The organism is Acidovorax sp. SUPP3334, assembly GCF_030159055.1.
Taxonomy (GTDB): Bacteria; Pseudomonadota; Gammaproteobacteria; order Burkholderiales; family Burkholderiaceae_C; genus Paracidovorax.
Genome location: NZ_BQXQ01000044.1, coordinates 15,761 through 35,879 on the forward strand (window position 1 = coordinate 15,761; position 20,119 = coordinate 35,879).

Below are 20,119 nucleotides of genomic sequence, written 5' to 3' on the forward strand. Positions count from 1 at the left end.
AGCGAGCGTCGCCCTCGGTCGAACTGGCACGCCCCGCGAAGCACTCTCTCGCCGCTGCAGCGTTGCCGGCGTGAAACCGCAATCGTCTTTTCGCTCAAAAAAACCCAGCCATTCATCGCCATGAACCAAGAACCTGCCTTCACCCTCAAGCGCATTCGTTTCGACGAGAACTATGAGCCAGCGGACAGCACGCGCATCACCACCAACTTCGCCAACCTGGCCCGTGGAGCGTGCCGGCAACAGAACCTGCGCAACACGCTGAAGATGATCGACAACCGGTTCAACGAACTGGCGCATTGGGACAACCCCACGGGAGATCGCTACGCCGTCGAACTCGATATCGTCTCGGTCGAAATGAACATCGATGCCCAGCGCAAAGGGGACGCGTTTCCGTTGATCGAGGTCCTGCAAATCGGCATTCTCGACAGGGCGGCGGGGCAGCGCATCGACGGCATCGTGGGGAACAATTTTTCCTCCTACGTGCGGGACTACGACTTCAGTGTCCTGCTCGCCCGGTACAACGCCGATCGTGCGGAATTCAGCATGCCGGCCGATTTCGGTGAGCTGCATGGAAAGCTGTTCAAGCAATTTGCCAGTTCGAGCACCTACCAGGCGCATTTCAAGAAGCCGCCGGTCATCTGCATCAGCGCCTCGACGAGCAAGACCTATCAGCGAACGGGAAATCACCATCCCATTCTGGGCGCCGAGTACCAGCAGGACGAGCTGTCCTCGACCGACCAGTACTTTGCGAAGATGGGAATGCGGGTTCGCTTTTTCATGCCGCCGAACGGCGTTGCGCCCCTGGCTTTCTACTTTCACGGCGACCTGCCCGGCGATTACACCAACCTCGAATTGATCGGCACCATCAGCACGATGGAAACCTTTCAAAGGATCTACCGGCCGGAAATCTACAACGCCAATTCAGCGGCGGGAAAGCTCTATCGACCGAGCCTGAAAAATCAGGATTATTCGTTGACGCAAATTGTTTACGACCGGGAAGAGCGCAGCCAACTGGCCGTCAAGCAAGGCCGATTCGCGGAAGAGCATTTCATCAAGCCGTACAAGAACGTTCTCGAACGATGGGCCGCCCACTGCGCGGCCTGACTCATCGAAGCGCAGCCGCCAGAAGTGGTGCGCTCGCCAGATCCATCTTTGATTTTTAAAGGAATCCGCTGATGTTTGAAACCTCGATCGCCGGCAGCCTGCCGAAGCCCGCCTGGCTGGCCGAAACCAACAAGCTCTGGCCCCAGTGGCAGGCGCAAGGCGATGCGCTTCGCCAGGCCAAGGCCGATGCGACCCTGCTGTGGATCAAGGCCCAGGAAGACGCCGGCCTGGACATCGTGTGCGACGGCGAGCAGTCGCGGCAGCACTTCGTGCACGGCTTTCTGGAGCAGATCGAGGGCATCGACTTCGAGCACAAGGTGAAGATGGGCATCCGCGACAACCGCTACGACGCGATGGTGCCGCAGGTGGTGTCTGCCCTGCGCCTGAAGGGCCGCGTGCATGCCTTCGAAGCCCAGCTGGCCCGCGCGCACACCCAAAAGAAACTGAAGTTCACGCTGCCCGGCCCGATGACCATCGTCGATACCGTGGCAGACCGTTTCTACGGCGACAAGGTCAAGATGGCGTTCGCGTTTGCCGAGCTGCTGAACCAGGAAGCGCTCGCGTTGCAGGCCGATGGCGTGGACATCATTCAGTTCGATGAACCGGCCTTCAACGTCTACATGAAAGACGCCGCCGATTGGGGCGTGCAGGCGCTTGAGCGCGCCGCGCAGGGCTTGACCTGCACGACGGCGGTGCACATCTGCTACGGCTACGGCATCAAGGCCAATACCGACTGGAAGAGCACCCTGGGAGAGGAGTGGCGCCAGTATGAAACGGTGTTCCCTGCGCTCGCCAAAAGCAGCATCGACCAGGTGAGCCTGGAGTGCATCCACTCCCATGTGCCGCCCGACCTGATGAAGCTTCTGGTCGGCAAGGATGTGATGGTCGGAGTGATCGACGTGGCCAGCGACGTGGTCGAAACCCCCGAAGAAGTGGCCGACACCATCGCCCGGGCGCTGGAGTTCGTGCCGAAGGAACGGCTGTTCCCCTGCACGAATTGCGGGCTGGCACCGATGGGGCGGGACGTGGCGTGGCGCAAGCTGCAAGCGCTGGCGGCCGGCACGAAGCTGGCGAAGGAGCGGTTGGCCACGGCGTGATGCGGCGGCGGCGGCGGTCGCCAGTGAATCCGCCACGGTGCGGGAATGCGCCCTGACGGATTTGCTACCAATTTGATAGCTATATGCCGTCGCATTGATTGCGCTGGAGTCCTTTTTCATTCAGAGTATTTTTGGCCGCCGGAGCGAAAAGGGCGTCGCCGGCCGGTGCATCGAGCGCCACGCTGTACAGGGCCGATTCTTCGCAACTCCGAGGCCAGGCGCCACACGGATAATCGAAGGTTTTGCCCGCACGCCGACGCACCGGCGGCGCGCGGCCAAGCCCTTCATTCTTCCCGCAGGACCGCTTCCGTGAACTCCCCCGTCTTCGCCTCCATGATCCCGGTGATCCTGTTCATCGCCATCGGCTTTCTCGCCGGGCGCCTGGGCTGGGTGCGGGCCTCGGCGGTCAAGGACCTGTCCAACCTGGTGTTCCTGGTGCTCACGCCCGCGCTGCTGTTTCGCACCATGGGAACCTCGCGCGTGCAGGACCTGAACTTCGAGCCGGTGGGCCTTTATTTTCTCGCGGCCGGGCTGGTGTTCGTGGTGTCGATGGCGATCATGGGGTTTTCCACCCGGTCCGCCGCGTTCGGGCTGGCCAGCATGTTCAGCAACACCATCATGATCGGCGTGCCGCTGGTCGGGCTGGTCTATGGCCAAGAGGGGTTGGTGACGCTGTTCACGCTGATCTCGCTGCACGCGCTCATCCTGCTCACGGCGGCGACGGTGGTGTTCGAGCTGGCGCAGGCGCATGAAAGCCAGCGCGACGGCCGCAGTCCGCCGCGCCCGATGCTGCACACGGTGCTGCAGGCCGTGCGCAACGGCATCCTGCACCCGGTGCCGCTGCCCATCCTGGCAGGCCTGCTGTTCGCACAGACCGGCCTGCACCTGCCCGAGGTGGTGGACAAGCCGCTGCAGCTGCTGGGCATGGCGCTCGGCCCCATGGCGCTGCTGCTGGTGGGCGTGACGCTGGCGTTCAGCAAGGTGGGCCACCATGCGCGCGATGCGCTGCGCATTTCATTGGTCAAGAACGTGGCGCACCCGTTGCTGTTGCTGGCGCTGGCCTGGGCCTTCGACCTGAGCGGCACCTCGACGGCGGTCATGTTCCTGGCCGCGTCGCTGCCGGTGGGGGCCAACGTGTTCCTGTTCACGCAGCGCTACGACACCATGCAGGACGAGGTGACGGCCAGCATCGCCGTATCGACCGCGATGGCCCTGGTGACGGTGCCGGCCATGTTGATGGTGGCGCAGCGGTTCTTTCACTGAAACCGCGCTACGGCGCGAGTCGTTCGCGCAGCCACCGGCCATCGTCGGCCCGGTAGCGCAAGCGGTCGTGCAGCCGGCTCTTGCGGCCTTGCCAGAACTCCCATTGGTCCGGCACCAGGCGGTAGCCGCCCCAGTGCGGTGGGCGTGGAGGGTTGAGAAGGAACTGCGCGCCGTACTTGGCGGCGTTGGCCACCAGCACGCCGCGTCCCGGAATGACCTGGCTTTGCGGGCTCGCCCAGGCCCCGATGCGCGAGTCGAGCGGGCGGCTTTGAAAGTAAGCGTCGCTCTCGGCATCGTCCACCTTTTGCACGGTGCCTTCGATGCGCACCACCCGTTCCAGCTCCACCCAGTGAAATTGCAGCGCCGCGAACGGGTTGCCCGCCAGTTGCCGGCCCTTGCGGCTTTCGTAATTGGTGAACCAGACGATGCCGCGCTCGTCATAGCCCTTGACCAGCACGATGCGCGTGCTGGGCCGCAGGTCGGCACCCACGGTGGCCAGCGTCATGGCGTTGGGCTCGGGCACCTGGGCGGCCAGGGCCTGCTGCAGCCACTGGTCGAACTGGGCCAGCGGGTCGGCGTGGGAGGCGTCTTCGCTCAGTTCTGCGCGTTCGTAGCTCTTGCGCAGGTCGGCGATGGAGGAGGAAAGGGGGCTGCTGCTGCTCATCGGTCGATTGTGCCTGCTGAGCGCCGAAGCAGCAGCCCGTGGGGAGGGCGATGGCATTCGTCAGCCCATGAACGCTGCAGCGCCTTCCCCTTGAGCGGCCTCAGGCTTCGGGCGGCGCGTAGCGAGGGTGCTGCGCCGACAGCGCCTGAATATCGACCTGCTCGCTCAGGCTTTCCGACGGCTTTCCGCGCATGGCAGACCACGTACTGGACAGAACGTTCACCACCCCGTTCATCGCTTGCACGATGCCCTTGCCTGCAGGGAAAGTCAGCGCGAGAGCGGGATGCTCGATGGCCTTGAGTTCTTGCTCGGTGATCGGAACGCTGGCTGGTTGCTTCGTGACCGGATCAGGGGACGCGTTCAGCCTTTCGACGGCTTTGTTGGCAATCAACTCGATCATCCGGCGGTTCTTTTCCGCGTCGGTCGTGAGAAGGCCGCCCAGGCCACCCAGGTAGTTGCTGCTCAGGATGCCGGCGCCCAGGCTCAACACTTCCGTGGGTGTGTTCACCATGATGGTGACCACCTTCTGCACCATGGCTGGCAGAACGTGCGCGCGTGCCATCGTGTCGAACGGCAGAAAACCCGTGAGCAGGCTGATGACCGATCCGATGCCCATGGAGTTGATCGCCAACCCGTCGCCAGGGGCTACCTCCAGCGCGCTTTGGGTGTCGGCCTTCACTTGGCCGGCGAAGGCTCTTCTCGCGGCTGCAGAGCTTTGCGGTTCATTGGTAGTCTCTGGCATGTCCGGAGTGGGAAAGAAACCATTGCTCATCTGCTGGATCACGCCCGCCGTCATCTCTTCGTGCGCTTTGGCGATCTCCTGGGGCACCATGGCACCGGAGGTGGAAACGGCGAGCTGGTTCGTGAGCATGCTGACGGGCTCCATGCCCCACCGCTGCGTCAGCCCCGCAGCATTGTTGGGAACGGAACCGACCGCGGCGATGGTGCCGGAGATGGCGGAATCCTTCAAATCGCCCATCAATTCGTCAAGGGACTCCGGCAGCAGAGGCTCATTCTTGAACACCCCCAAGAGCCGCTTGATGACCAGCGAATCTGCCGTTTCGGCGAACAGCGGAGTCAGCGAAGACAGCACGACGGTCGCGAACTGCGTAGCGGGATGTTCTTCGCCCCAGGTGTCGGAGACCTTGCTGAGAATGGCGCCCCAGGCCAGCACGTCCAGTGCGTAGGCCAAGCCACCGCTGCCGACCATGCTCGCTGCCATGGCCCAGCCCAACTCCTTGCTGAACTGCTTTTGGCTGATGACCGACTGGATCGCCTGAGCTCCCAGCCGCCCGCGCAGTTCGAGGGTGATGGGATCGTGGGCGTTGAGGGCCTTTTCCACCAATTGCTTGAGCCCGGCGTTGTCGGACTCGACCTGATAGCGCACCCCTTGCAGAAAAGCGAATGGGTGGCCCAAATCCGCCAGTTCCATGGCAGACCCGTGCTCCGACCCGCCTTCGATATCGTCTGTTTCCGATCTTTGCGAAACCTCTGCGGCCGCGTCAAGCTCAGCCCGCAAAGTGGCTCCTTCCTGAAAGCCCTGGGTACCTTTCTTGATGGCTTGGCGCGTGGTGTAGGTGGTGAGATCGATACTGACCTCTTCGCTCGAACCGTCCGCCAGGTTCAGTTCACGCACCTCGCAACCGCTGGCGAATGCACGGGATTTCAACAGAATTTCTGTTTCAAGAGGAAGAGACAACTCGCTGGCGGATGAAAGATCAATGCCGGCCGCGAGGTCCGGGTGCATGGCCGCAGCGAAGCGCAGCACCGCTTTGATAGCCTTGTCCTTGCATTCGAAATCGCCGTCGGCATTGAGAGTGACCTTGCCCTTGATTGCTTGAGGATGGCGAAATCCGTCTTTTGCGGTTTGCTCGGCGATACGGGCCATGAGCGCGGCGGTTTCTGCGCGGCGTTGCTGAACCAGTTGCGGTACGGACGACGCAAGAAAGGCTAGATTGGCCTGCGCCTTTTTTTTCCGGGCGATGACTTCGATGGCGGCGGAACGCAATCCGAGATTGCTCTTGAGTTTGTCGATTCCTTGACGGGGCGAGGCGGCGTTACTGGAATGCGGCCCGGAGGAATACCTCGACGCGCGGCCATGCCGCAGATGACCCAGCGCGTCGTCGCCATTCTGACTACTGGTGCTGGACGCTGCCGCAGAAGGCCGGTCGGAGGATTTCAGCAGCGGGGTGGTCAACTGACCGTCGGCACTGGATGGCGCGGCAGGCGGGGTGCGATCACGCGAAAAAGAAGCTTTCATAAATCCCTGTGGTTGGTTTCATTGGGCGCCGCTGCCCTGTCGCGCCGTCGAACGGCAAGAAGAGCGCATTGAACGGCGCGTAAATGAAAGATATTCCACTGCATGGAACTTGAGCTTTTGATCGGGCGAATGTTTTTCTCGCTTTGCGAAGCCAATGCTTTTTTGAAAGCGAACCTGCGGTGCCCAGGTCACCGATGGGTTCGGGAAGTTTCCGAGGCGAGCTGCAGCAAACGCTCCAGCGCCCGGTCGTGAATGCCCAGGCGGCGCAGTTCGTCATACGTGGCCTGGGCGTAGTCGCGCGTGGTGCCGTAGATGCCGGTGGCCTGCTCGAAGATGCGGCGGTATTCGTCGTCGGGCAGCACGCCCGCGTGGCTCGGGCTGCGGCGCGACAGGGTGAAGGCGAGCGCGCGCACGGTGCCCAGCGGTGTCTGGCAAGGAAGCCAGCGCGGGTCGTAGACGGCCAGGGCCATTTCGCGCTGCCAGAGGTTGACCATGGTCTGCCGGGCATGTTCGCGGTCCACGCGAAACACCATGCCACGGCAACTGCCACCGGAGAGCATGCCGAAGACCAGCCCGGGCCGCTCGGGGGTGCCTCGGTTGATGCGGCTCCACATCTTGAGCGCGCGGTGCCAGCCGTGCACCCGGGCCGGGCGCTGTTCGGCAAAGTCGAAATCGGGTCGCCAGATCAGCGAGCCGTAGCCGAAGATCCAAAGATCCTCGTGGCCGCCCCATTCGTCGAGCGTGCGCTGGAGCAGGGGAGCGGGGTCGCGCAAGGGGGCGGGAAGCGGCATCATGACTCTACAATCGCAGGTTGTCTTCAGTCCCCATTATTTACCTTACGGAGTTCTTTCCATGGCCTTCAGCAGTTCCGACGACGACAGCCAGCAGCGTTTTGCCCTCGGGTTCCTGTTCGCGCTGATTGCCCTGGTGGTGTCTTCGGTGGTCGGGGTCACGGTGTACAAGCAGCGCAGCCTGGCGCGCGCGCCGTTGGTCGAACCAGCGGCCATGGTCGTGGCGCCGGCCGGTACGCTGGTGGTGTCGGAAGACGAGGTCGCCCGCGTGGTGGTGGACGGCGGCCTGGTGCGCTTCTACTTCGCCTCCGGCCGTGCCGATCTGGCACCCGGCGCAGCGCCGGCACTGGCCGATGTCTCGCGCGCGGTGGCCGAAGGCCGCTCGGTGGTGGTCTCGGGCTTTCATGACGCCACGGGCGATGCCGCCGCCAACGCGCAGCTGGCCAAGGACCGTGCGCTGGCCGTTCGCGACGCCTTGAAGTCGGCCGGCGTGCCGGAAGACAGGATCGATCTGCGCAAGCCTGCAGTCACCCAGGCCGGCGGCAACAACGCCGAAGCCCGCCGCGTCGAAGTCACGCTGGCCCCGCGTTAAGGGCCGAGAGGCCGGCGCGGCCTCGCTCCGCCCGCCTGCAAGAGCCCGGTTCGCCGGGCTTTTTCGTTGGGCGCCGCGGGCACCCCAATGGTTTGCGCCGCTGCGGCCGAGGTTTCGGCCGCCGTGCTTTCAACTGCTGCCGCGCACGACGAGTTCGTAGCCCAGCTCGACGCAGCTCGGCCCTGGCGCCGCCCCGCGCATCAGGCCGAGCAGCATGGCGGCACCGGCGCGGCCGACCTCTGCGCGCGGCGTGCGCACGGTGGTGAGTGGCGGCACCATCTGGTCACTGCCTGCCAGGTCGTTGAAGCCTGCCACCGCGATCTGCGCGGGCACCGCCACCCCGAGCCGGTTGGCCGCCAGCAGTCCACCCTGGGCGATGTCGTCGTTGCAAAAGAAGATGGCGTCCACGTCCGGCATGCGGCGCAGCACCTCCTCAAAGAGCCGCGCGCCCAACGCCACGCAAGAGCGCTCCGGGCTCAGCACTTCGAGTTGGGGATCGTAGAGCCCGGCCTCACGCAGGCAGCGGCGATAGCCTTCGGCCCGTTGCAGCACGCGCGGGTCCAGTTGCGCTGCGCAAAAAGCGATGCGGCGGCGGCCGCGGTCCAGCAGGTGGCGGGTGATGGCTGCACCCGCATCGGTCTGCGAAAAGCCCACGCACTGCACGCCCGGGGCACGGCTGGTTTCCATCAGGTGCACGCAAGGCACCCCGCTGCGCGCGATGAGCTGGCGCGCGGTCTCGCTGCGGTCGAAGCCGGTCACCAGCAGGCCTGCGGGCCGATGGGGCAGGTAAGTGCGCAGCAGCAACTCTTCTTCGGCGATGTCGTAGTGGGTCACGCCGATCAGCGGCTGAAAACCCTCCGGAAAGAGCGTGCGGTGCACCGCCTCCAGCAGATCGACGAACAAGGTGTTGGACAGCAGCGGCACCAGCACGAGCACCTGGGTGCTGCGCTGGGAGGCCAACGCCCGCGCGGCAGGGTCGGGCACATAGCCCAGTTGCTCGGCGGCGGCGTGCACGCGCTGGGCCAGCTCCGGGTCCACGCTGCGTTCACGGCGCAGGGCGCGCGAGACGGTGATCGGGCTCACGCCCGCAGCACGGGCCACGTCGTCGAGGGTGATGCGGCCGCTGGAGCGGCGAGGGCGGCGGGGAGCGTCGGTCAAGGGTTAATCCGGATCGGCATGGGCACCATTGTTCTCTAGGATAGCGCTATCTCCATCAGGGTAAAACCTCGGTGCGATCTCTGCGTGGGGGTAGATGTCGCCCGCTTCGGATCCTCTGCATCGGCGATGCTGATTTCAAACCGGTGGGTGGCCTGAACCTTCAGGCGCCCGCCTTTTTATGAATTGCAATGGACAGCGCTATCCCAAACAATTCCCAGCCACGGCCGCTTCGCGCCATCGTGGTCATGGGCGTCTCCGGCTGCGGCAAGTCGAGCGTGGCGGAGGTCTGCGCCCGTTCGCTCGGCTGGACGCTGCACGAAGGCGATGCCTACCATTCGCCCGCCAGCATCGCGAAGATGCGTGCCGGCATTCCGCTCGACGATGCCGACAGGGCAGGGTGGCTGGACCGGCTGGCCGAATTGCTGTCAGCCCCTGAAAACGGGGGGGTGGTGCTGACGTGTTCGGCATTGCGCCGCCGCTACCGCGACCGATTGCGGGCGGCGTGCCCGTCGCTGGGCTTCGTGTTCCTGGAGCTGGACTACGACGCGGCGCTGGCCCGCGTGCAGGCCCGCCCTGGGCATTTCTTCTCGCCGACCTTGGTGGCCGATCAGTTCGCCACGCTGGAATCGCCGCGCGGCGAGCCGGCCGTATTGGCGCTGGATGCGCTGCGCCCCGTGGCCGATCTGGCCGCGTCGGCGGTGGCGTGGGTGAGCGCCAGCGGCGCCCGTCCGGCTGCCGACCTCACCTTGCCCGTTCTCGGAGACGCTGAATGACTTCTCCTGATTCCTCATCCCCCGCGGCCCATGCGCCAGCGCGCCGCAAGCCGGTGCTGCAGCGCATGGCCGAGCATTTCATGGTGCTGTCGCTGGCCGGCATGGTGGTGGCCGTGTTCGTCAACGTCGTGCTGCGCTATGCGTTCGGCACGAGCATCGTCTCGTACGAAGAAATCTCGCGCCTGCTGTTCGTCTGGCTGGTGGCGATCGGTGCCATCGTGGCCGCGTTCGAAGGCAAGCACCTGGGCTTCGACATGCTGACATCGCGCTTGAAGGGCCACGCGCGCACCGCCATGTTCTGGATCGCGCAACTGATCGCCGCAGGCTGCATGGTGCTGCTGCTCATCGGTTCGTGGCACCAGGTGGTGGCGGGCATGGACAGCTTCAGCACGGTGCTGGGCTATCCGCTGGCCCTGGCGGCTGCGGCCACGTTGGTTCTGGCGGCCGGGTTGCTGGCCGCCATCGTGGTGGACCTGTTGCGAGGCGGCCCGCCGCCGCAACCGGCCGATGCGGAAGCCACGGTGGAGTAGGGCGCGCCATGATCGTCACTCTTCTCTTTCTGGCCGTACTGATCGGCGGGATGGTGATCGGCATGCCGATCGCCCAGGCACTGGTGCTCACCGGCGTTGCGCTGATGTGGTACCTGGACTTCTTCGATGCGCAATTGCTGGCGCAGAACCTGCAGGCCGGCTTCGACAACTTTCCGCTGCTGGCCGTGCCGTTCTTCATCCTGGCGGGTGAGCTGATGAACGCAGGCGGCCTGTCGCGCCGCATCATCGATCTGGCGCGCGCCTTCGTGGGCCACATCCGCGGCGGCCTGGGCTTCGTGGCGATCGGCGCCGCCGTGCTGCTGGCTTCGATGAGCGGCTCGGCCATCGCCGACACGGCGGCGCTGGCCACCATCCTGCTGCCCATGATGCGCCAGCAGAACTACCCGCCCAGCTACAGCGCGGGCCTGCTGGCGTCGGGCGGCATCATCGCCCCGATCATTCCGCCGTCGATGCCGTTCGTGATCTATGGCGTGACGACCAACACTTCGATCAGCAAGCTGTTCCTGGCGGGTGTGTTTCCCGGCTTGATGATGGGCATTTTCCTCATCGCCGCGTGGTGGTGGATCGCTCGCAACCACCAGTTGCCCGCCATGGAGCGCGTGGCGTGGGGTCCGCGCCTGAAGGCGTTCGTGCAAAGCTTCTGGGCCATGATGATGCCGGTCATCATCCTGGGTGGTCTGAAGGGCGGCATCTTCACGCCGACCGAAGCCGCAGTGGTCGCTGCCGTGTATGCGCTGTTCGTGTCCATGTTCGTGTACCGCGAACTCACCTGGGCCGGGCTGTACGAAGTGTTCCTGGCAGCCGGCAAGACGACGGCGGTGGTGATGTTCCTGTGCGGGGCCGCCACCGTGACGGCCTACATGATCACGCTGGCCGATCTGCCCAATCTGCTCGCAGGCAGCTTCGCGGGGGTGATGGGCAATCCGATCATATTCATGGCGCTGATGATGCTGTTCCTGCTGGTCGTCGGCACGGCGATGGACCTGACCCCCACCATCCTGATCTTCGGACCGGTGTGTGCGCCGCTGGCGGTCAAGGCAGGCCTCGATCCGGTGTATTTCGGCTTCATGTTCATCTATGTGGGCTGCATCGGCCTGATCACGCCGCCCGTGGGCACGGTGCAGAACGTGGTGGCGGGCGTCGGACGCCTGCGCATGGAGACGGTGATCAAGGGCACCACGCCTTTCCTGGCCATGTACGTGGTGCTGCTGGTGCTGTTCGTGCTGTTCCCGGCGCTGGTGACGGCACCGCTGCGCTGGCTGCACTGAGTCGTTGCGCCGCGCCGTCCTGCGCGACAGCGCTCGCTGCTTCGGTTTTGTTTTTGTTTTTGGTTTTTTTCAGCGTTCTTTTTCCTTCATTCCAACCAGGAGACATCCATGCGCATTCGTTTTGCTCTCGCCGGCCTCGTGGCCGCCCTCGTCGCCAGCGGCGCCGCCCACGCACAGGACTTCAAGCCTCGCATCGTGCGCTTCGGCTATGGCCTGGTGGACGACTCCAACCAGGGCCGCGCCGCACGGCTGTTCGCCCAGGAAGTGGAGAAAGCCAGCGGCGGCAAGATGAAAGTGCGCACCATCGGCAACGCAGCGCTCGGCTCCGACACGCAGATGCAGCAGGCGCTGATCGGCGGCGCACAGGAAATGATGGTGGGCTCCACCGCCACGCTGGTGGGCATCGTGCCCGAGATGGCCGTGTGGGACACGCCGTTCCTCTTCAACAACGCCAAGGAAGCGGACACCGTCCTGGACGGCCCGGTGGGCGAGAAGGTCAAGGCCAAGCTCGAAGCCAAGGGCATGGTCGGCCTCGTGTACTGGGAAAACGGTTTTCGCAACCTGACCAACAGCAAGCGCCCGGTCAACAAGCTGGAAGACCTGGGCGACATCAAGCTGCGGGTGATGCAGAACAACGTGTTCCTGGACAGCTTCAAGGCGCTGGGCGCCAACGCCGTTCCGCTGCCATTTTCGGAACTGTTCACGGCACTGGAAACCCGCGCGGTGGACGGCCAGGAAAATCCGTTCAACACGGTGGTCTCCAGCAAGTTCTACGAGGTGCAGAAGTACCTCACGGTGACCAACCACGTGTACAGCCCCTGGATCGTCACGGTCAGCAAGAAGTGGTGGGACGGCCTGTCCGTCGCCGAGAAGAAGGTTCTGCAGGACGCCGCCGTCAAGAGCCGCGACTTCGAGCGCAAGGACACGCGCGAAGAAGCCGCCAAGGCGCTGACCGACCTCAAGTCCAAAGGCATGCAGGTCAACGAATTGCCATCGGCTGAAGCCAACCGCATGCGCGAAAAGCTCACCAGCGTGAATTCGGGCATCGCCAAGACAGTCGGGCAGGACACCTGGGATGCGGTGAACGGCGCCGTCAAACAGGCACGCGGCGCCCAGTAACGCCGCCAAGCCGCAGTGCCGCAGATCCGGCACTCGCCCACGGGCCCTGCGCCCCCCCCGGCGCCCAGCGGCCGGGGGCGCCATGGCCCGGCCAATCGTGCCCTTTGCCTACAGACGGTGCGGTCTCCGGGTTTACCATGGTCCCTTCGCCAGCCGTCGCAACCCCCAGCCAGCATGCCCATCCACGACACCGTTGAAGCCGTCACCCGACGCATCCGCGAGCGCAGCGCAACCACCCGCGCCGATTACCTCGCACGACTCGAAGCCCATGCCCACCGCGATCGCGGCGCCGACCGGCTGGGCTGTGCCAATGTGGCGCATGCCTTCGCCGGCATGCCCAGCAACGACAAGCTGCGGGTGGTGGCGGAGAAGGCCCCCAACATCGGCATCGTCAACGCCTACAACGACATGCTCTCGGCCCATGCGCCGCTGCAGCACTACCCCGATCTGATCAAGGAGGAGGCACGCAAGCGCGGAGCCACCGCGCAGGTGGCGGGCGGGGTGCCCGCCATGTGCGACGGCGTGACGCAAGGCACGCCGGGCATGGAACTGAGCCTTTTCAGCCGCGACGTGATCGCCATGGCCACCGCCGTGTCGCTGAGCCATGACGTGTTCGATGCCGCGCTGATGCTGGGCGTGTGCGACAAGATCGTGCCGGGTCTGCTCATCGGTGCGCTGCAGTTCGGGCACCTGCCCACGGTGTTCGTGCCTGCCGGGCCGATGACATCGGGCCTGTCGAACGACGCGAAGTCCAAAGTGCGCGAGCAGGCCGCCCAAGGCCTGGTCGGTCGGCCCGAACTGCTGGCAGCCGAATCCGCCGCGTACCACAGCCAGGGCACCTGCACGTTCTACGGCACCGCCAACAGCAACCAGATGCTGATGGAGGCCATGGGGTTGCACGTTCCCGGCACCGCCTTCATCAATCCGGGCCAGGCGCTGCGGCAGGAGTTGACCCGCGAAGCCGCGCGCACGGTGCTTAGCGCCGCGTGCCCGCCCATCGGCAAACTCGTTGACGAGCGTGCCATCGTCAATGCCATGGCCGCACTGCTGGCCACCGGAGGCTCCACCAACCACCTGATCCACTGGGTGGCCGTGGCGCGCGCCGCAGGCCTTGTGATCGACTGGGACGATTTCGCCGCGCTGTCGCATGCCGTGCCGCTGCTGGCGCGCGTGTATCCCAACGGAAGTGCCGATGTGAACCAGTTCCAGGCAGCGGGCGGCCCCGGCTACGTGCTGCGCGAACTGCTGGATGCCGGCCTGATGCACGAAGACGTGCTGACCGTGCGCCCTGGCGGCATTCGCGAATACACCCGCCTGCCCAGCGGCGGCGCCGAAGGGCGCCTGAGTTGGACCGACATCGGCGCCAGCGGCGACGACACCGTGCTGCGCCCGGCTGGCGATCCATTCAGCGCCGAGGGCGGGCTCAAGCTGCTGCAGGGCAACCTGGGGCGCAGCGTGATCAAGGTGTCCGCAGTGCCGCAAGACCGCCATGTCATCGAAGCGCCTGCTGCCGTGTTCGGCTCGCAGGCCGAACTGCAGGCCGCTTTCCAGGCCGGCCAGCTCGACCGCGACGTCATCTGCGTGGTCCGCTGGCAAGGCCCGCAGGCCAACGGCATGCCCGAACTGCACAAGCTGACCCCGCCCCTGGCCGTGCTGCAGGGCAAGGGCTACCGCGTGGCACTGGTGACCGACGGCCGCATGAGCGGCGCCTCCGGCAAGGTGCCCGCCGCCATCCATGTCTCCCCTGAGGCCAACGCCGGTGGTGCGCTGGCGCGGGTGCAGGATGGCGACGTCATTCGGCTGGACGCCGTGGCCGGCACGCTGGACGTGCTGGTCGACCCCAAGGTCTGGCAGGCGCGCACGCCCGCCGTGCTGCCGCCCGCACAGGCCGAGGACAACGCCCACGGCTGGGGCCGTGAACTGTTTGCCGGATTCCGGCGCAACGCGCTCAGCGCGGAAGAGGGAGCCTGCTCGTGGCTGTGAACGACGCTAACCCATCCAACGGCAATGCCAGCTTGACCGCCATCGAAGTCATGCGCGATGCACCGATGATTCCGGTCATCGTGCTGAACGATGTGCAGCACGCCGTGCCGATGGCCCGCGCACTCGTGGCGGGCGGCATCCGCATGCTGGAGGTGACCTTGCGCACCCCGCAGGCACTGGCCTGCATGGAAGCCATCGCCCGCGACGTGCCGCAAGCCGTGGTCGGCGCCGGCACGGTGCGCAGCGCGGCCGATGCAAAAGCAGCCGCAAGCGCCGGCGCCCGGTTTGCAGTCAGCCCGGGTTTCACGCCCGCCATGGGGCAGGCCTGCCGCGATCTGGGCCTGCCGCTGCTGCCCGGCGTGGCGACCGGCAGCGAAATCATGATGGCGCAGGAAGAAGGCTTCAACGCGCTGAAGTTCTTCCCCGCCGTTCAGGCCGGTGGCCTGGCCATGCTCAAGGCATGGCAGGGGCCGTTCGGCGATGTGGTGTTCTGCCCGACGGGCGGCATTCAGCCCGGCAATGCAGCGGAATTTCTTGCGCTGGGCAACGTGGCCTGCGTGGGCGGGTCGTGGCTGGTGCCGGGGGATGCCCTGGCACAGGGCGACTGGGCGCGGGTGACGGAACTGGCGCGCGGCGCCGTGGCGCTGCGCCCCTGAGACGGATCTCCCCGGGGGCTGACGCCATCGGGGAGTATGGTTCAATTCGCTAGAAAAGCGATTTGAATCAAATCGGCCTCCAGCGCATATTCATCTAAGGGGGGGTAGCTATAAAAATAATAGCGAATCACTGGCCCTCGCGCAGTCCGGTGCTTGCGCCGACATCGCTCTTGCGCTCGATCAACTCGATCTTGTAGCCATCGGGGTCCGTCACGAAGGCGATCACCGTGGTGCCGCCTTTGACGGGGCCGGCATCGCGGGTCACATTGCCGCCGGCTGCCTTGATCTTCTCGCACGCGGCGTAGGCATCCGGCACGCCCAGCGCGATGTGGCCGTAAGCCGTGCCCATGTCGTAGCTTTCGGTGCCCCAGTTGTAGGTGAGTTCGATCTCTGCCTGGCCGGGATTGCCGCCCTGGAAACCGAGGAAAGCCAGCGAGTATTTGTACTCGGGGTTTTCCGAGGTGCGCAGCAGTTGCATCCCGAGCACCTGGGTGTAGAAATCGATCGAGCGTTGAAGGTTGCCAACGCGAAGCATCGTGTGGAGAAATCTCATGCCCGCGATTGTGCCGGGAGTTCGAAGACCAGGCAGGTGGTTGTGGCGTGTGCGTACAGCGTGCCGTCCGGCCCCACCAGGCGCGCATCCGCCGTGGCCAGCTGCCGACCGCAATGCAGGATGCGGCCTTCGGCGCGAACCCGCTGCACCTTCGGCGTGAGGGCCCTGACGATGTTCATGCTCAACTCCGCGGTGGTATAGGCCCGGCCAGCCGGCATGCACGTGTGCACGGCGCATCCCACCGCAGAATCGAGCAGCGTGGCGAACCAGCCACCATGCACCGTTCCCATCGGGTTCAGGTGCGCAGCGCCGGGCGTGCCCTGGAAGATGGCAGAGCCTTCACCCACTTCGATCAGCATGAAGTCCAGCGTGCGCGCGATGGCGGGGAAGGGCAACTCGCCCCTCAGCATGGCCTGCATGACCTGCAGCCCGGTTTTGCCGGCTATTTGCTCTGGCGTGGCGACGCCCGGCCCGGGACCGGCATCCACGCGCGCCATCAAGGCGCGTTCCTCATCGATCCATTGCGTCAGCGTGTCTGTCGAAGCCATCGGTACTCCTTTGTTGCATATGCAATCATTGTAGATACAATATTTTGCCATGGATACCACTCAACGGCCTCGGGGTTGCACCAACCTCAAGCTGCGCCAGCTCACCCGGCTGGTCACCCAGCACTACGACAGCGAGATGGCCAAGACCGGCCTGAAAACCACCCAGTACTCCTTGCTTTCGCACATTCAGACGCTGGGGCCCGTGCAGCCCGGTGAATTGGCGAGGGCCATGCGCATGGACGCCTCCACGCTCACCCGCAACTTGAAACCATTGCAGGACGCGGGCTGGGTCGACCTACTGCCCGGGCCGAATGCGCGCAGCCGCATCGTGCAGCTCACGCCGGCGGGCCTGGCAAAGCGGCAGGAAGCACAGCGCCACTGGCGCATCGCGCAGGAATCCTTCAACGAGCGCGTGGGACCGGCCCATGTCGTTGCGCTTCACGCCTTGATCGACGAAACCGTTCGCCAGCTGGACCACGACCACGACGCCGAAGGCTTGGCCTGAGCCGTTGAGCGCCCCCGAACGCCCCTTTTCCTCCCCCCTTCCTAAGGCCCCTCCATGCTTTCCAATTTCGCCGCGCGCTGGCTGCAACGCCATCGGATCCATTACGGCTGGCTGGTCGCCGCGATCACCTTCCTGACGATGCTCACCATGTCGGCAGCACTGGGTTTGCCGGGGGCGATGCTCAAGCCGCTGTCGCAGGAATTCGGCTGGTCCACCGACCAGATATCGACCGCCTTGGCCCTGCGTTTCGCGTTGTTCGGGCTGATGGGGCCTTTCGCTGCCGTATTGATGGAGCGCTGGGGGTTGCGGGCGGTGATGTGCCTGGGTCTCGGCCTCGTCGGGACGGGAATGGCGCTGGTCACGCTGGCCAGCCAGCTCTGGCAACTGTTCGTGCTGTGGAGCCTGCTGCTGGGCCTGGGCACCGGGCTGACGGCTTTGGTGCTGGGCGCCGTGGTGGCCAATCGCTGGTTCGTCGCCCGGCGTGGACTGGTGGTCGGGCTGCTGACGGCCAGCGCGGCCACGGGGCAGTTGGCGTTTCTGCCATTCGCCGCCTGGATGATCGAGCACTGGGGTTGGCGCTTTGCCATTGCGCCCATCTTCATCGCTTGCGCCGTGGTGGGCGTGCTGGCGCTGGCCTTCATTCGCAACCGGCCGTCGGACGTGGGACTTGCGCCTTATGGCGACACGGGACCCGCCGCTTCGACACCGCCACCGGCCATGGTGATGAATTTCGCCACGCCGTTCAAAGCGCTGGCGGAGGCATCGCGCAGCGGCACTTTCTGGATTCTGTTTGCCACCTTCTTTATCTGCGGGTTGTCCACCAACGGGCTCTTGCAGACCCACTTCATCTCGCTGTGCTCAGACAACGGCATGAGCGCCGTGCCCGCCGCGTCGGTACTGGCAATGATGGGTGCGTTCGACTTCGTCGGCACCATCTTTTCGGGCTGGCTGTCCGACCGGTACGACAACCGAAAGCTGCTTTTTTGGTACTACGGGCTGCGCGGGCTTTCCCTGTTCTGGCTGCCGCACTCAGAGTTCACCTTCTATGGGCTGGGCCTGTTTGCGATGTTCTACGGGCTGGACTGGATCGCCACCGTGCCGCCCACCGTGAAGCTGGCCGGTGCCACCTTCGGCCCGCAGAAGGTCGGCCTGGTGTTCGGCTGGATCTTCGCGGCCCACCAGATCGGTGCTGCGGTGGCCGCCTGGGGCGCAGGACTGACTCGCACATTGCTGCTGACCTACACGCCAGCGTTGTATGCGGCCGGCGCCGCCTGCCTTTTGGCAGCGGTGCTGGTGATGCTGATCCAGCGGCCTGCCAAACCCGCGCTGCCCGCAGCGCAGGCCGCCTGAGCGAGCATGGCCATGGCATCCGCAGTGTCCGACTCCGCCGATCTCGATCCCCGCACACGGCGCATGCTCGAGGCGCCGCTGGCGCCCCTGATGCTTCGCATGGCTGCGCCGAACGTGCTCATCATGGTTGCGCAGGCCTCCGCCGGCTTGATCGAAACCTGGTTCATCGGGCGCCTGGGTACCGATGCACTGGCCGGCATGGCGCTGGTGTTCCCCATCGTCATGCTGATGCAGATGACTTCGGCAGGCGCGATGGGCGGTGCCATTGCCTCGGCCATCGCGCGGGCACTGGGCCGCCGCGACCGTGCGGCAGCGGAATCCCTGGCGTGGGCGGGGCTGGTGATCGCCGTCGCGTTCGGGCTGTTCTTCACCGTGGTGCTCTGGTGGGGAGGGATGGCGCTGTACCGGTCGATGGGCGGGGAGGGTGCTTCGCTGGCGGCCGCGCTGACCTATTCACACGTGGTTTTCGCGGGTGCCGTGCTGATCTGGTTGTTCAACGCGCTTTCCGCGGTGGTTCGCGGCACCGGCAATATGGCCCTGCCGGCCAAGGTCACCACCGCCGGCACGTTGTTGCTCATACCGGTTTCGCCATTGCTGATCTTCGGGTGGGGCCCCATTCCCGGGCTCGGCATCGCTGGAGGCGCCCTGGCACTGCTGCTTTACTACCTGGGCGGCACCGTGGCCCTGTGCGTCTATCTGCGATCGCGACACAGCCTGCTGCGGCTCACGAGAAGCGGCCTGCAACTGCGCGGCGCCCTGTTTGCGAGCATCTTGCGCGTGGGCCTGGCCGGCGCGGTATCGACCGTGGCCACCAATCTCACCATCGGCATTGCCACGGCGTTGACCGGCCATTTCGGGCCGGCCGCCATCGCGGGCTATGGAACGGCGTCACGGCTGGAGTACCTGCTCGTGCCGCTGGTGTTCGGACTGGGCGCGCCATTGGTCACGATCGTCGGAACCTGCATGGGAGCAGGGCGGCCGGACCGTGCCTTGAAGGCCACCTGGTTCGGCGCAGCCGTCGCTTTTGCGATGACAGAGTTGATTGGCATCCTGGCGGCATTGTTTCCGCATGCCTGGCTCGGCCTTTTCGGGCAGGACCCGGCCATGCACGCGGCCGGTTCGCAGTATTTGCAGATGGTCGGTCCGGTGTACGGCTTTTTCGGGCTGGGCCTGGTGCTCTATTTCGCCTCGCAAGGCGCCGGGCGCCTGGCATGGCCCGTGGGAGCAAACATCGCCCGGTTGCTCGTGGCGGGCGTCGGTGGCTGGTGGGCGCTGCATTCCGGAGGAACCCTCGCGCAGGTCTTCCTGGCACAGGCAGTCGCTCTGGTGGTGTACGGCGTGCTCAATACGGCAGCGATTGCCGGCGGCGCATGGTTCGGGCGCGTGGGTTGGCCTCGGTTCGTGGCGCCATCGGCGCGTTGATGGAGCGGAACAGGACGAAGTACCCTGTTCTGCCGAAACACCCTTTGTCTCTGTGCCTCGTCACCGAAGGGCCAGCGAGCGCAATGGGTTTCAGTTCGATGGCAGCGGCAATGTGCCCGCATCCAACTTTGAGGCGGCATGTGCCAGGCGCACCGCGTTCGGCGTGGCGCCCGTCCAACCCTGGAACGCGCGGATCAAGGAGTTGGGGTCCTCGAAGCCGAGCAGGAAAGCAATCTCGGCACCGGACGTCACGGAGTTCTGCAAATAGTGGTGTGTCGAGTTGCAATAGGTTATACCCGGCAAGTCGGGAAGCTGGAGGTCTGTAGCCCAAGGCGGAGTGGGGCCTCCTGGCGTTGTAGTAGCTCAGGAACGCAGGCAACCATGCTGTGCGTTCCTTGCTGTTAGCCCATACGCGCCCATAGGCCCACTCGCGCAAACAGGTCTGGATGAATCGCTCGGCCT

The 20,119-nt window shown here is 65.2% G+C and carries 20 protein-coding genes and 1 pseudogene; 13 read left to right on the forward strand and 8 right to left on the reverse strand.

The features are described from left to right. Positions 1-120: 120 nt before the first annotated feature. From AVHM3334_RS19865 to AVHM3334_RS19875, 3 genes are all read left to right on the forward strand, one after another. Positions 121-1,104 (forward strand): DUF1852 domain-containing protein, encoded by a 984-nt coding sequence (locus AVHM3334_RS19865; protein WP_284415254.1) that lies wholly within the window; start codon positions 121-123, stop codon positions 1,102-1,104. Positions 1,105-1,175: 71 nt separating this feature from the next. Then, complete coding sequence (locus tag AVHM3334_RS19870; protein ID WP_284415219.1) at positions 1,176-2,201, forward strand: methionine synthase; 1,026 nt, start codon at positions 1,176-1,178, stop codon at positions 2,199-2,201. 309 nt (positions 2,202-2,510) lie between these two features. Further along, positions 2,511-3,464, forward strand: coding sequence for an AEC family transporter (locus tag AVHM3334_RS19875; RefSeq protein ID WP_284415221.1), 954 nt, complete (start codon positions 2,511-2,513; stop codon positions 3,462-3,464). A 7-nt stretch (positions 3,465-3,471) separates the two neighbouring features. Here AVHM3334_RS19875 and pdxH read toward each other — a convergent pair whose 3' ends face one another. The 3 genes from pdxH to AVHM3334_RS19890 form a co-directional block, all read right to left on the reverse strand. After that, the gene (gene pdxH, locus AVHM3334_RS19880; protein WP_284415223.1) at positions 3,472-4,128 is read right to left on the reverse strand and encodes a pyridoxamine 5'-phosphate oxidase; all 657 of its coding nucleotides are present in this window, start codon (positions 4,126-4,128) and stop codon (positions 3,472-3,474) included. Positions 4,129-4,228: 100 nt separating this feature from the next. Further along, positions 4,229-6,388 (reverse strand): hypothetical protein, encoded by a 2,160-nt coding sequence (locus AVHM3334_RS19885; RefSeq protein ID WP_284415225.1) that lies wholly within the window; start codon positions 6,386-6,388, stop codon positions 4,229-4,231. Positions 6,389-6,576: 188 nt separating this feature from the next. Beyond that, positions 6,577-7,182, reverse strand: a complete 606-nt coding sequence (locus AVHM3334_RS19890) for a gamma-glutamylcyclotransferase (RefSeq protein WP_284415226.1) — start codon at positions 7,180-7,182, stop codon at positions 6,577-6,579. A 58-nt stretch (positions 7,183-7,240) separates the two neighbouring features. Here AVHM3334_RS19890 and AVHM3334_RS19895 point away from each other — a divergent pair, with 58 nt between their 5' ends. Beyond that, positions 7,241-7,771, forward strand: a complete 531-nt coding sequence (locus AVHM3334_RS19895) for an OmpA family protein (protein ID WP_284415228.1) — start codon at positions 7,241-7,243, stop codon at positions 7,769-7,771. A gap of 129 nt (positions 7,772-7,900) precedes the next feature. Here AVHM3334_RS19895 and gntR read toward each other — a convergent pair whose 3' ends face one another. Next, positions 7,901-8,929, reverse strand: a complete 1,029-nt coding sequence (gene gntR, locus AVHM3334_RS19900; protein ID WP_284415230.1) for an HTH-type transcriptional regulator GntR — start codon at positions 8,927-8,929, stop codon at positions 7,901-7,903. Positions 8,930-9,117: 188 nt separating this feature from the next. Here gntR and AVHM3334_RS19905 point away from each other — a divergent pair, with 188 nt between their 5' ends. From AVHM3334_RS19905 to eda, 6 genes are all read left to right on the forward strand, one after another. Then, positions 9,118-9,702 carry a gluconokinase gene (locus AVHM3334_RS19905; protein WP_284415232.1) on the forward strand — a complete coding sequence of 195 codons (585 nt, stop codon included), beginning with the start codon at positions 9,118-9,120 and terminating at the stop codon, positions 9,700-9,702. Further along, complete coding sequence (locus AVHM3334_RS19910) at positions 9,699-10,232, forward strand: TRAP transporter small permease (protein ID WP_502869951.1); 534 nt, start codon at positions 9,699-9,701, stop codon at positions 10,230-10,232. Before AVHM3334_RS19905 ends, AVHM3334_RS19910 begins: the two co-directional genes overlap by 4 nt. A gap of 8 nt (positions 10,233-10,240) precedes the next feature. Next, entirely contained in the window at positions 10,241-11,521 is a 1,281-nt protein-coding gene (locus AVHM3334_RS19915) for a TRAP transporter large permease (RefSeq protein WP_284415234.1), read from the forward strand. 108 nt (positions 11,522-11,629) lie between these two features. Beyond that, a complete protein-coding gene (locus AVHM3334_RS19920) occupies positions 11,630-12,640 on the forward strand; it encodes a TRAP transporter substrate-binding protein (RefSeq protein WP_284415236.1) in 1,011 nt (336 codons plus the stop codon). A 174-nt stretch (positions 12,641-12,814) separates the two neighbouring features. Further along, positions 12,815-14,623 (forward strand): phosphogluconate dehydratase, encoded by a 1,809-nt coding sequence (edd, locus tag AVHM3334_RS19925; RefSeq protein ID WP_284415238.1) that lies wholly within the window; start codon positions 12,815-12,817, stop codon positions 14,621-14,623. Next, positions 14,614-15,279 (forward strand): bifunctional 4-hydroxy-2-oxoglutarate aldolase/2-dehydro-3-deoxy-phosphogluconate aldolase, encoded by a 666-nt coding sequence (eda, locus tag AVHM3334_RS19930; protein WP_502869952.1) that lies wholly within the window; start codon positions 14,614-14,616, stop codon positions 15,277-15,279. The genes edd and eda overlap by 10 nt, the downstream gene beginning before the upstream one ends. A 127-nt stretch (positions 15,280-15,406) precedes the next feature. On the opposite strand, the gene gloA is transcribed toward eda, so the two are convergent. Further along, positions 15,407-15,832: a lactoylglutathione lyase gene (gene gloA / locus AVHM3334_RS19935; protein WP_284415239.1), complete on the reverse strand. Its 426-nt coding sequence runs from the start codon at positions 15,830-15,832 to the stop codon at positions 15,407-15,409. Continuing rightward, positions 15,829-16,380, reverse strand: a complete 552-nt coding sequence (locus AVHM3334_RS19940; RefSeq protein WP_284415241.1) for a PaaI family thioesterase — start codon at positions 16,378-16,380, stop codon at positions 15,829-15,831. The genes gloA and AVHM3334_RS19940 overlap by 4 nt, the downstream gene beginning before the upstream one ends. Before the next feature lie 49 nt (positions 16,381-16,429). Here AVHM3334_RS19940 and AVHM3334_RS19945 point away from each other — a divergent pair, with 49 nt between their 5' ends. From AVHM3334_RS19945 to AVHM3334_RS19955, 3 genes are read left to right on the forward strand one after another with little or no spacing between them, the layout of a single operon-like run. Further along, the gene (locus tag AVHM3334_RS19945) at positions 16,430-16,885 is read left to right on the forward strand and encodes a MarR family winged helix-turn-helix transcriptional regulator (protein WP_284415250.1); all 456 of its coding nucleotides are present in this window, start codon (positions 16,430-16,432) and stop codon (positions 16,883-16,885) included. Between the two features lie 54 nt (positions 16,886-16,939). Next, positions 16,940-18,235: an MFS transporter gene (locus AVHM3334_RS19950; protein ID WP_284415251.1), complete on the forward strand. Its 1,296-nt coding sequence runs from the start codon at positions 16,940-16,942 to the stop codon at positions 18,233-18,235. A gap of 12 nt (positions 18,236-18,247) precedes the next feature. After that, positions 18,248-19,657 carry an MATE family efflux transporter gene (locus tag AVHM3334_RS19955; protein WP_284415252.1) on the forward strand — a complete coding sequence of 470 codons (1,410 nt, stop codon included), beginning with the start codon at positions 18,248-18,250 and terminating at the stop codon, positions 19,655-19,657. 90 nt (positions 19,658-19,747) lie between these two features. Here AVHM3334_RS19955 and AVHM3334_RS19960 read toward each other — a convergent pair whose 3' ends face one another. Both AVHM3334_RS19960 and AVHM3334_RS19965 read right to left on the reverse strand, forming a co-directional pair. After that, a complete protein-coding gene (locus tag AVHM3334_RS19960) occupies positions 19,748-19,909 on the reverse strand; it encodes a hypothetical protein (protein ID WP_284415253.1) in 162 nt (53 codons plus the stop codon). A 19-nt stretch (positions 19,910-19,928) separates the two neighbouring features. Further along, positions 19,929-20,119, reverse strand: a pseudogene (locus tag AVHM3334_RS19965) (integrase core domain-containing protein); the annotation flags it as partial.